At 57.4% G+C, this 10850-nt stretch carries 12 protein-coding genes; 7 read left to right on the top strand and 5 right to left on the bottom strand.

What is annotated here, in order from left to right; genetic code table 11:
• Positions 1-217 precede the first annotated feature (217 nt).
• Positions 218-403 carry a hypothetical protein gene (locus tag ACOCD2_RS05990; protein WP_293650369.1) on the top strand — a complete coding sequence of 62 codons (186 nt, stop codon included), beginning with the start codon at positions 218-220 and terminating at the stop codon, positions 401-403.
• On the top strand, positions 349-1023 hold the full coding sequence (locus ACOCD2_RS05985) for a PDZ domain-containing protein (RefSeq protein WP_293650368.1): 675 nt from the start codon (positions 349-351) through the stop codon (positions 1021-1023). The genes ACOCD2_RS05990 and ACOCD2_RS05985 overlap by 55 nt, the downstream gene beginning before the upstream one ends.
• 43 nt (positions 1024-1066) lie before the next feature.
• Here ACOCD2_RS05985 and panC read toward each other — a convergent pair whose 3' ends face one another.
• Genes panC through pcnB form a run of 4 tightly spaced genes read right to left on the bottom strand, consistent with a single transcriptional unit; the run spans position 1067 to position 4456 of the window.
• Positions 1067-1906 (bottom strand): pantoate--beta-alanine ligase, encoded by an 840-nt coding sequence (panC, locus tag ACOCD2_RS05980; protein WP_293646160.1) that lies wholly within the window; start codon positions 1904-1906, stop codon positions 1067-1069.
• Positions 1903-2703, bottom strand: a complete 801-nt coding sequence (gene panB / locus ACOCD2_RS05975) for a 3-methyl-2-oxobutanoate hydroxymethyltransferase (RefSeq protein ID WP_293646158.1) — start codon at positions 2701-2703, stop codon at positions 1903-1905. Before panB ends, panC begins: the two co-directional genes overlap by 4 nt.
• Positions 2700-3179 (bottom strand): 2-amino-4-hydroxy-6-hydroxymethyldihydropteridine diphosphokinase, encoded by a 480-nt coding sequence (gene folK, locus ACOCD2_RS05970; protein WP_293646156.1) that lies wholly within the window; start codon positions 3177-3179, stop codon positions 2700-2702. Before folK ends, panB begins: the two co-directional genes overlap by 4 nt.
• The gene (gene pcnB, locus ACOCD2_RS05965; protein ID WP_305800192.1) at positions 3176-4456 is read right to left on the bottom strand and encodes a polynucleotide adenylyltransferase PcnB; all 1281 of its coding nucleotides are present in this window, start codon (positions 4454-4456) and stop codon (positions 3176-3178) included. Before pcnB ends, folK begins: the two co-directional genes overlap by 4 nt.
• A 103-nt stretch (positions 4457-4559) precedes the next feature.
• On the opposite strand from pcnB, the gene ACOCD2_RS05960 reads away from it, so the two are divergent.
• The 4 genes from ACOCD2_RS05960 (at position 4560) to ACOCD2_RS05945 (ending at position 9910) form a co-directional block, all read left to right on the top strand.
• Positions 4560-7406 carry a valine--tRNA ligase gene (locus ACOCD2_RS05960; RefSeq protein ID WP_293646154.1) on the top strand — a complete coding sequence of 949 codons (2847 nt, stop codon included), beginning with the start codon at positions 4560-4562 and terminating at the stop codon, positions 7404-7406.
• Between the two features lie 74 nt (positions 7407-7480).
• Entirely contained in the window at positions 7481-8224 is a 744-nt protein-coding gene (locus ACOCD2_RS05955; protein ID WP_293646152.1) for a DUF4197 domain-containing protein, read from the top strand.
• Positions 8225-8280: 56 nt separating this feature from the next.
• Entirely contained in the window at positions 8281-8955 is a 675-nt protein-coding gene (locus tag ACOCD2_RS05950; protein WP_293646150.1) for a sulfite exporter TauE/SafE family protein, read from the top strand.
• A 4-nt stretch (positions 8956-8959) separates the two neighbouring features.
• Positions 8960-9910 (top strand): sigma-54 interaction domain-containing protein, encoded by a 951-nt coding sequence (locus tag ACOCD2_RS05945; protein WP_293646148.1) that lies wholly within the window; start codon positions 8960-8962, stop codon positions 9908-9910.
• Positions 9911-10016: 106 nt separating this feature from the next.
• Here ACOCD2_RS05945 and ACOCD2_RS05940 read toward each other — a convergent pair whose 3' ends face one another.
• Entirely contained in the window at positions 10017-10442 is a 426-nt protein-coding gene (locus ACOCD2_RS05940; RefSeq protein WP_294030357.1) for a hypothetical protein, read from the bottom strand.
• 21 nt (positions 10443-10463) lie between these two features.
• Between ACOCD2_RS05940 and ACOCD2_RS05935 the strand changes: the two genes are divergently transcribed.
• Complete coding sequence (locus tag ACOCD2_RS05935; protein ID WP_293646551.1) at positions 10464-10592, top strand: hypothetical protein; 129 nt, start codon at positions 10464-10466, stop codon at positions 10590-10592.
• The last annotated feature ends 258 nt before the right edge of the window (positions 10593-10850 follow it).

Below are 10850 nucleotides of genomic sequence, written 5' to 3'. Positions count from 1 at the left end.
TGTGTTGGGTCAATAGCATAGACTCGGCGTACTATGATGTCAAGCCTCTACAGACATGAAAAAGCGATTGTAGATCCATCGAGGCAGGCTTGTACTCAGTCTTAGGGGTGAGTAGTTACCAATAATAAATACCGAACAACGGAAGCATTGAATTACCGCTGTTTCATTCCCATATAAAGCATTATCACCCGATTGTATTGACATACTGGAGGAACAAATGAACAAGAAAAACCTGATACTGGGCATGGTGACTGCGCTCAGCCTGCCTGCAGCGAGTGTTCTGCACGCGGAGGATGCTGCTCCCGCAGCGCAACAACAGAGCGCGCCTGCCTATCTGGGTATCGTACCGTGCAGGTTGTACAGGCACAACTGCCTGAAGACATTGCACAGGGCCAGGGCCTGATGGTCATGCGTGTCATGCCGGATTCTCCCGCCGCGGCTGACGGGCTGAAATCCCATGATGTCCTGCTGACCTTGGACGGCAAGAAGCTGATTGCACCCGATGACCTGGTCAGCAACATAAGAAGCAAGACTGCAGGAGAGAAAATCAAACTGGAAGTGCTGCGTCACGGCAAGGTCAAAGGCATCGAGGTCACACTGGCTGCACAGAAACGCTACCAGCCTGAATCAAGACGTCCACCTTTCCCGCAGCAGATGATGCCCCATCGCAGTCCCATGCCAGACGCACGTTCAGAAGTGCAGGTAGAGGAAAGCTTCGAGTCCATAGCGGTAAACAGACTGCCCAACGGCAAGTACAAGGCCATGATCGAGTTTCTGGACCAGGATGGAAATATGAAGAAATTCGAATATGAAGGATCGAAGGATGAACTCGCAGAGCAGATCAAGAAGGAAAAGGACCTGCCCGGCCCGCAGAAGGATCAGCTGCTGAACGCCCTGGGCGGAAATGCAGTCGGCTTTCCCATGCGGGGGTTCCCGGCATTTCCGGACATGCAGGATATCGAGCGTGACTTTTTCTCCCCACCACCCTGGGCCAGGCCACACCGGCAGAGTTTCTGGGACTGATGCCTACTCCTCCCGGACAGGCGAGAGCCCGCCCGGGAGGTTTCTACAGATTCACTTCGAGATTGTCGATCAAACGCGCCATACCCAGAAAGGCGGCGCCGAGTATGACGAATCCAGTTTCCGACTGAGCAGGTTTTCCCAGATCTGAAGCACGACGGATACTGAAATAATCCGGTGTCATGCCTGCAGCCGCGATCAGTTGTGTGGCATTTTCTTCCAGTTCGGCATAATGCCTTTCACCCTGTCGCAGGGCTTCAGCAGTATGCTGCAGCGCATGAAACAGGGCTGGCGCGATCTTGCGCTGCTGTGGATCCAGATAATTGTTGCGCGAACTCATGGCCAGACCGTCGGCTTCCCGCACTGTATCGACACCAGCGATCTCTATGGGCATGGCCAGGTCTTCCACCATGCGCCTGATGATCAGCAGTTGCTGAAAATCCTTCCTGCCGAACACCGCAGCCTGTGGCTGTACCATATTGAACAGCTTGCACACGATAGTGGCGACACCCACGAAATGACCGGGCCTGGACTCCCCGCAGAAGATATCGGAAAGGCCTGGCACTTCAACGCGGGTGTGTACGTCCATGGAATGCGGATAGATGGCTTCTGTCGAAGGTGTGAATGTCAGCTCAACACCTTCTGAACGCAGCAGATCCAGGTCCTGTTCTTCCGTTCGCGGGTAAGCCTGCAGGTCCTGTTCACGGTCGAACTGCAGCGGATTGACGAAGATGCTGACTACCACATGGTCGGCGATTTCACGGGCCCGGCGCACCAGTGTCAGATGCCCTTCATGGAGATTGCCCATGGTCGGCACCAGGGCTATCCGGCCCCGCAGACCTGCCACTGCCTCACGCAACTGCGCTACGGATGTTACCTGCTTCATTGAAAACAGTGTTCCTCGGCGGGAAACTCACCCCTGTGCACTGCTTCGACAAAGGCCCGCATGGCATCTTCGACAGAGTTTTCTTTCTCCATGAAGTTGCGACTGAAGCTCGGCACCTTTCCGGGTGTGATCCCCAGCATGTCATGGAGCACCAGCACCTGTCCGTCGCAACCCCGTCCTGCGCCGATGCCGATCACAGGTATATCCAGTGCGAGGCTGATTTCTGTTGCCAGCAGTTCCGGCACACATTCCAGCACCAGCATCTGGGCGCCTGCTTCCTGCAGCTCATTAGCCTCGTTGAGGATACGCTCGGCGCTGTGGCTGTCCCTGCCCTGCACCTTGTAACCGCCCAGCTGGTGAATGGACTGGGGAAGCAATCCCAGATGGGCACACACGGGTACAGCCCTGTCCGTCAGGTGCCGTACAGTCTCCACCTGGGCGTGACCGCCTTCGAGCTTGACCATGTGGGCGCCGCCTTCCTTCATCAGACGCCCGGCATTGTCCAGTGCCTGACGGGGTGTGCCATGACTCATGAACGGCATGTCGGCAACCAGCAGCGGCCTGTGGCAGCCCCGGTTGACCATTGCCGTGTGATAGACCATCTCCTGAACGGTCACGGGCAGGGTACTGTCATGCCCCTGTACCACCATGCCCAGGGAATCACCCACTAGGATCACTTCCACGCCGGCGGCTTCCGCCAGACGGGCAAAACCGGCATCATAAGCGGTCAGCACGGCAATCTTTTCGCCTGCCGATTTCATACGCTCCAGGCTGCTGAGCGTGATTTTGTCTTTCATTCGATTCGTCTCACTTGCTGATCGGTACAGGCTGCCGACAGTGCTGCTATATCGTCCAGTCCGGGTACACGGAGCCGAGGCGCAATCTCCTCGAAAGGCTTCAGCACAAATGCCCGCTGTGCCAGACCCGGGTGTGGCACCGTCAGGCGGCGGTCCTGAATGATCTGATCGCCATACAATAGCAGATCCAGATCCAGAGTTCGTGGCCCCCAGCGCCGGTCGCGGATGCGCCCATGACGCTTTTCGATCTCCTGAAGCGCATCCAGCAGATCCAGCGGCGCCAGCCTTGTACGGATGTCCGCCACGGCATTGACATAGTCCGGCTGATCCTGGGGGCCCATGGGAGCACTGGCATAGAGTGAAGATGCCCTGACAAGCCAGCTTTCCGGCACGCAGTCCAGTTCATCCAATGCCTGAAGGATCTGCTGTACGGGCTGGTCCAGATTGCTGCCCAGGCCGATATAGGCGTCGATCATTTTGCCGGACGTTTGCGCGGCCTGCTGCGGCGGCGACGCCTGTTTCCCGTGGGTTTGTTGCCACCGCCTTTCGGATCCAGCCCCTGCTGCTCCTGGAATGCTGTCCACCAGGCCGCGAGTTCCGGATCGGCTTCACCGGATTCCGCGCGCAGCAGCAGAAAATCATAGGCGGCGCGGAAGCGCGGATGTGCCAGCAGCCGCAGGGGTCTTTTCCCCTTGGTGTTGTGGAAACGGGCCTGCAGGGTCCAGATCTCCCGCATGGGGGTCGAAAACCGCCTCGGAATGGCAACACAACGCACCTGCTCTTCCACCACCCGGTTTCCGGCGTGCTGCAGCGCCTGATACAGGGGTAAGCCTTCGGCTTCCAGCTCATTGGCAATGCGTCGCAGGGGTTCCCAAAGCAGTACCGCAAACAGAAAGGCGGGGGTTACCGGTTTGTCCTGGGCCAGACGCTTGTCGGTGTTTTCAAGCCCCTTGAGCACGAGCACCAGAGGGAACTCATGGTCCTCGTGGGCAAGGGCTTCTTCCGTCTGGGGAAACAGCTGGGCAAACAAATCATAATGGCGCAGCTTTTTGAATGCGCTGACCGCATAACCGCTGATGAACAGCTTCAGTACTTCCTCGTACAGGCGCGCGGAAGGCACATCTCCCAGCAGGTGCGCAAGTTCTGTAATGGGCGCTTCGGTGGCAGCTTCGATATTGAACCCGAGCTTTGCCGAAAAACGTGCTGCCCGCAGCATGCGCACAGGATCTTCACGATAGCGGGTTTCCGGATCACCCAGCAGGCGCAACAGGCCGTCTTCCAGGTCCTGCATACCGTTGCTGTAATCGATCACGGAGAAATCGGCAATGTTGTAATACAGTGCATTGACGGTGAAATCGCGACGCAGGGCATCCTCTTCAATAGAGCCAAATTCATTGTCCCGCAGCACCATCCCTTCTTCCGAATGCTTTTCCTGCTGGAACTGCATGCTGCGGAAAGTGGCGACTTCGATGATCTCGCGCCCGAAGCGCACATGCACCAGGCGGAAACGCCGGCCGATGATACGGGCATTGCCGAATGCTGCCTTCACCTGCTCTGGCGTGGCATCGGTCGCCACATCAAAATCCTTGGGTTCCCGCCCAAGCAGCAGATCACGCACGCCTCCGCCAACCAGGTGGGCCTGGTAGCCGCTCTTTTTCAGCCGGTAAAGTACCTTCAGTGCTGCTTCGGAAATATTCGCCCGGGAAATATTGTGTTCGGGCCGGGAAATGATTTTGGGTGTAGCGATGGTCAGCTCGTCCTGATCGGTTCAACGAAAGCGCAATGATAACGCTTTTTTTGAACAGAAACGATTGCCAGACCGTATAATTACCCTTTTTAACCACCCCTTCCAAAACATGGACAAGACTTTCGACCCCACTGCCATCGAGCAGCGCTGGTATCAGACCTGGGAAGAGAACGGCTGGTTCGCCCCCCAGGGTGGCGAACGCAGCTATTGCATCATGATCCCGCCGCCCAACGTGACCGGCAGCCTGCACATGGGACATGCCTTCCAGGACACCATCATGGACGGCCTGACCCGCTACCACCGCATGAAGGGTGACAACACCCTGTGGCAGCCGGGCACCGACCACGCCGGTATCGCCACCCAGATGGTGGTGGAACGCCTGCTGGAGAAAGAGGGAAAAACCCGTCACGACCTGGGCCGGGAAAAATTCATCGAGCGCGTCTGGCAGTGGAAAAAGGAATCCGGCGGCACCATCACCCGCCAGCTGCGCCGCATGGGCGCCTCACTGGACTGGGAACACGAGCGCTTCACCATGGACGAGGGGCTGTCCGAGGCGGTGAAGGAAGTCTTCGTCCGGCTCTATGAAGAAGGCCTGATCTACCGGGGCAAGCGCCTGGTGAACTGGGACCCGGTGTTGCACACGGCCGTCTCCGACCTGGAAGTCCTCTCACAGGAAGAAAACGGCCACCTGTGGCACATGCGCTATCCCCTGACCAACGGCACCGGCCAGCTGGTGGTGGCCACCACCCGTCCCGAAACCATGATCGGCGACTGCGCCGTGGCGGTCAGCCCCGGCGATGAACGCTACGCGCACCTTATTGGCGAATTCGTGGAGCTGCCCCTCACCGGGCGGAAGATTCCCATCATTGCCGATGAGCATGTGGATGCCGAGTTTGGCACCGGCTGCGTGAAGATCACCCCCGCCCATGACTTCAACGACTACGAAGTCTGGCAACGTCACCGGGACGAGACCGCCATTGCTGCCCAACCCCATGGAGGCCTGATCAACATCTTTACCGTGGATGCCGCCATCCGTGCCAATGAAGCAGATGATCAGGGTTTGATTCCAGAAAAATATGTGGGCATGGATCGCTACGCAGCAAGAAAGGCCATGCTGGCCGATCTTGAAGCACTGGATCTGCTGGAAAAGATTGACGACCACAAGCTCATGGTGCCCCGGGGGGATCGCTCCAATGCTATCATCGAGCCTTTCCTCACGGACCAGTGGTACGTGAAGATCGAGCCCCAGGCCAAACCCGCCATCGAGGCCGTAGAGACCGGCCGGATCCGTTTCGTCCCCGACAACTGGAAAAACACCTATTTCGAATGGATGCGCAACATCCAGGACTGGTGCATCAGCCGCCAGATCTGGTGGGGACACCGTATTCCTGCCTGGTATGACGACAACGGCAATGTCTATGTGGGCCGCAGCGAGGACGAGGTTCGCCGCCAGCACGACCTGGCAGCGGATTACCCCCTGCGCCAGGACGAGGATGTCTTGGACACCTGGTTTAGTTCGGCCCTGTGGCCCTTCTCCACCCTGGGCTGGCCGGAACAGACCGAACGCCTGCAGACCTTCTACCCCACCAGCGTGCTGGTCACGGGCTTCGACATCATCTTCTTCTGGGTGGCACGCATGATCATGATGGGCCTGAAGTTCATGGACGACGTGCCCTTCCACGAAGTCTATGTCCACGGTCTGGTGCGCGATGCCGAGGGCCAGAAGATGTCCAAGTCCAAGGGCAATGTCCTGGACCCCATCGACGTCATCGACGGCATCGACCTGGAGTCCCTGGTGGCCAAGCGTACCTCCGGCATGATGCAGCCCCACCTGGCGAAGAAAATCGAAAAGCAGACGCGCAAGAACTTCCCCGACGGCATCCCCGCCTATGGCACCGACGCCCTGCGCTTCACCTTTGCCTCCCAAGCCTCCACGGGCCGGGACATCGTGCTCTCCCTGCAGCGCATCGAGGGCTACCGCAACTTCTGCAACAAGCTGTGGAATGCCTCGCGCTACGTGTTGATGAACGTGGCGGATGTCGGACTGAAGTCCGACCTACGGGAGGATGCAGGTCGGGCTTCAGCTCGACAAGCCCTGGAATACAGCGTCGCCGACCGCTGGATTCTGTCCCGCCTGCAGCACACCACCGCCGAAGTTGGCGCCGCCATCGAGAGCTACCGCTTCGATCATGCCGCCCAGGCCATCTACGAATTCACCTGGAACGAATACTGTGACTGGTACCTGGAGCTGACCAAACCCGTACTCAATGCGGACGATACCTCTGATGCACAAAAACGCGCCGCCCGTTATACACTGGTGAACGTACTGGAAAACCTGTTGCGTATCACCCATCCCATCATGCCTTTCATCACCGAGGAAATCTGGCAGGCGGTCAAACCCCTGGCAGGCAAGTCGGGAGATACCATCATGCTCCAGCCCTTTCCTGTAGCTGATGATGACCAGCGTGATCCTGGATCGGAAGAAGAGATGCAATGGGTGATGGACTTCGTGCTGGGCATACGCCGAATCAAGGGCGAGATGAATATCGCCCCGGGCAAGCCTATTCCCGTGTTGCTGGACAACGCCGGTGAAAAGGACCGAAGGCTTTTGGCGGCCAACAGGCGCTACCTGGATTTTCTGGCCCGCACGGAATCCGTCAGGATTCTGGACAGCAATGAAGAGGCCCCCGAGGCTGCCACCGCGCTGGTCGGTGACATGAAACTGCTGATCCCCCTGGCAGATCTCATCGACAAGGACGCTGAGCTTCAGCGCCTGGAAAAAGAACTGGGGAAACTGCAGTCCGAGGTGGAACGCGCCGGGAAAAAACTCTCCAATCCCGGTTTTACCGACAAGGCGCCCCAGGCCGTGGTACAAAAGGAGAAAGAGAAACTCGAAGCAGCCCGCGCCGCGATGAAAAATCTTGAAGAACAGGCAGAGCGCATCAGAAAGCTGTAGTTTTGTTCGATTAAATATAAGGAATATCATTGGCTTATCAATGATAATTTAGGAAAAACATCAAGGAGAAAGATATGAAAAAAACAGTAACTCTTATTGCCGCGTCACTGATTGCCGGCAGCAGCTGGGCAGGATTCAATGATCTGCTCAAGGGATCGGCAGACCAGTTTTTGAAAGGCAGCAGCACCAGCGCCGCCAGCGGACTGTCCCAGGGGCAGATCGATGCCGGCCTGAAGGAAGCGCTGAGCATCGGCGCCGAACGCGCCATCGATTACCTGGGTAAGCCCGGAGGCTTCCTCAACGACGCCAATGTCCGTATCCCCCTGCCCGGCTCGGTGGACAAGATCGCTTCGGGACTGCGGGCCGTGGGCCAGGGAGCCCTGGTGGACGAGTTCGAAACCACCATGAACAAGGCGGCGGAAACGGCCATTCCAAAGACACTGGATATCGTCAAGGACACCGTACAGAACATGACGCTGGAAGATGCCGCGAATATTCTCAACGGCGGTGACGATGCCGCTACCCGCTACCTGCGCGAGAAGGCCGGGCCATCCTTGGAGAAAGCCATCAAGCCCATCGTCTCCCAGGCGACCGATCAGGTTGGCGCAACAGCCAGCTACAAGCAGCTGACCGCCAATGCCGGGGGCGGTATGCTGGGCGGACTGCTCGGCGGCGGCAGTGCGCTGGACCTGGACTCCTATGTCACGGAGAAAACCCTGGACGGCCTGTTCTACAAACTGGCCCAGGAAGAGAAGGCCATCCGCCAGAATCCTGTCGCCCGCAGTACGGATCTGCTGAAACAGGTTTTTGGCAGATAGTCCAGACGTTCGCCAGGACATATCCATAAATCTCAATAAATTATAAAGCATAGTTCATGGAGATTGGTTATCTTGGCGCGTTCCTCATGGGGCTGTTTGGCGCCCTGCACTGCGTCGGCATGTGCGGCAGTATCATGGGCGTGCTGACCTTCAGTCTGCCGGTGGAAATACGCAGTCGCTCGGCGCAGCTGGCGGGCTTTCTCAGCTACTACAGCCTGGGCCGTATTTTCAGCTATACCCTCGCCGGCGCCCTTGCCGGGGCTTTCGGTGCGGGCCTGCTGTTTCGCATCAGCCCCCAGTACGGACACAGCATCCTGCTGCTCACCGCCACCATCCTGATGGTAGCCGTGGGCCTGTATCTGGCAGGCTGGTTTCCCGCATTCGCCCGTATCGAAAAAGCCGGCTCGCCCATCTGGAAAAAGCTGGAACCTCTTGGCCGTAAACTGCTGCCTGTCACCTCCCCCTGGCAGGCACTGCTGTATGGCCTGATCTGGGGATGGCTGCCTTGTGGCCTGGTTTATTCCGCGCTGTTTATTGCCTTGGGTCAAGGCGGCTGGCTTCAGGGTGGGTTATTTATGCTGTTGTTTGGTATAGGGACCTTGCCAGCCGTGATGGCAACGGGTATCTTTGCCGAACAGATATTGCGCTTCGCGCGCAATCCGCGCATGCGCATGATTGCAGGCTTTTTGCTGATTGCATTTGCACTGACCGGACTGATCATCAACTGGTAGAAAAATGAACAAATCTTCCAATTACGAATTACTCGGAAAATCACCGGAATTCGAAGCGCTGTTGCGTTCACTGGACATCGCAGCAGTGACCGATGTCACGCTCATTCTCACCGGAGAGAGCGGTACAGGAAAGGAGTTGCTGGCCCACCACGTGCACACTAGGAGCAGGCGAAACGGTGCTCCCTTCATCGCCATCAACTGCGCAGCACTGCCGGAAGGGCTGGCTGAATCCGAGCTTTTCGGTCACGTTAAGGGCGCATTCACCGGCGCGGTGGCAGACAATCCCGGCCGTATCAGCCAGGCAGAGGGCGGCACACTGTTCTTGGATGAAATCGGCGAAATGTCCCTGGATATCCAGGCAAAGCTGTTGCGATTTCTCGAATCCGGCGAATTTCAGCCCGTGGGCAGCCTGAAACAGCGCCACGCCGACGTGCGCCTGCTGGCGGCCACCAATGCCGATCTTCGCAAGAAGGTGGAAGACGGCAGTTTTCGGGAAGACCTGTACTACCGCCTGAATATCATACCTTTCCATGTGCCCGCACTGAGGGAACGTACCGGGGATGTGGAACTGCTGATACCCGAGATCACGAAACGTCTCAGTGAAACCTACAGCCTGCCGGCACCCAGCTACAGCAAAGCCGCCATGGACTGCCTGAAACGCTATGCCTGGCTTGGCAATATCCGTGAACTGCGCAACCTGTGCGAACGCATGCTGATCCTGTTCAACGGCCGGGAAATCACTGACGGTAACCTGCCACGGGAAATTCGCCACCAGCAGACGAAGCGCTGGACCTTCGCCCTGCCCGATTCCGGCATAAAACTCGAAGAACTGGAGCAGGAGTTGCTACAGCAGGCACTGGAGAAAAGTCAGGGCAACCAGAGTAAGGCAGCGCGCATACTGGGGCTTACCCGTTATGCGTTCATATACCGGCTGAAGAAGTACCAACTGCAATAGATCACGCGGCACTTCATTCACCGGTTTCCTGTTTTCACAGGAACGACAAACTCCCCTCGGGGGTTACAAATCGCCCAATTGGTTTGGGTATTCCTGTGTATGAAAGCTACTGAACGCTTATCACAAAGTAGTCAGCCAGACTATTTACACGAAACCCCGGTCCCAGTTCAACGCTGCTTTGCGCCTCGAACCTGACCCTTCCCCCGTCACCGATTTTATACCCCTTGACAGCCTTGATCTCGCGGCATCTTATGGTCGTGTTTGTCGTCACCGGCTCATCCGGTGGCAGCATATCGTACTGCTCACAGGCAAGCCTGACTTCTACAGCCTTGTCTGCATCGAGGGTCACGCCGCAGGTTGCTGATGTTCCGCCTGCACTGTCACAGCCACTCAGCCATTCCTGGCTGATGGTGAGTTGCGGATCGCCGGATACAGCAGTCAAAACGTAGTCGCCTTCGACCATGGCATGCTCACAATCCGTGCTGCCTGTGTAAGGTGAACAGTTTATCCCTTCTGGTGTACTGACGATCACGCCAAGCGTGTCTTCGGCCTCGTGATAGATTTTGGGACATCCCAGTCCCCAAAATCGACTCAGCCTTTGACAACCTATTTGTGCCCCAGCCGTCCTGGTCACCAAGCACTACGCAACAACTTCGCAAGCTCGTTGCTGCTCCGTACTTGACTCCCATATGACTGGACGCCGCGTTCGGAGGCCTACGTTGTTTTCCCTCTGGCGCAAGGCACGCCGGGAAAACAGTGCGGCCTCGCGGCTACTGGGGTCTACCAGCCTTCGCTTCGCTCTCCATGGCTGGCAGCGAAGGTAATGTTGTACGCCACCGATATAGAAGAAGCTGCCACCGACATAAAGGTCATTGCCGTTCAGTAGCTGTCGGGTACCATGTGATTATATTCCAAAAAGGAGCTATCCTTTGTTCCGAAC

This window comes from Thiolapillus sp. (assembly GCF_048562965.1).
In the GTDB taxonomy this organism is placed as follows: domain Bacteria; phylum Pseudomonadota; class Gammaproteobacteria; order Chromatiales; family Chromatiaceae; genus Thiolapillus; species Thiolapillus brandeum_A.
The sequence above is the reverse complement of the archived record's forward strand: the minus strand, read 5'-3'. Positions and strand labels throughout refer to the sequence as shown.

Excerpts from the sequence above, each read along its gene's own strand:
- ACOCD2_RS05990 (WP_293650369.1), top strand. The coding sequence starts at position 218 with ATGAACAAGAAAAACCTGATACTGGGCATGGTGACTGCGCTCAGCCTG.
- panC (WP_293646160.1), bottom strand. The coding sequence starts at position 1,906 with ATGAAGCAGGTAACATCCGTAGCGCAGTTGCGTGAGGCAGTGGCAGGT.
- panB (WP_293646158.1), bottom strand. The coding sequence starts at position 2,703 with ATGAAAGACAAAATCACGCTCAGCAGCCTGGAGCGTATGAAATCGGCA.
- folK (WP_293646156.1), bottom strand. The coding sequence starts at position 3,179 with ATGATCGACGCCTATATCGGCCTGGGCAGCAATCTGGACCAGCCCGTA.
- ACOCD2_RS05960 (WP_293646154.1), top strand. The coding sequence starts at position 4,560 with ATGGACAAGACTTTCGACCCCACTGCCATCGAGCAGCGCTGGTATCAG.
- ACOCD2_RS05955 (WP_293646152.1), top strand. The coding sequence starts at position 7,481 with ATGAAAAAAACAGTAACTCTTATTGCCGCGTCACTGATTGCCGGCAGC.
- ACOCD2_RS05950 (WP_293646150.1), top strand. The coding sequence starts at position 8,281 with ATGGAGATTGGTTATCTTGGCGCGTTCCTCATGGGGCTGTTTGGCGCC.
- ACOCD2_RS05945 (WP_293646148.1), top strand. The coding sequence starts at position 8,960 with ATGAACAAATCTTCCAATTACGAATTACTCGGAAAATCACCGGAATTC.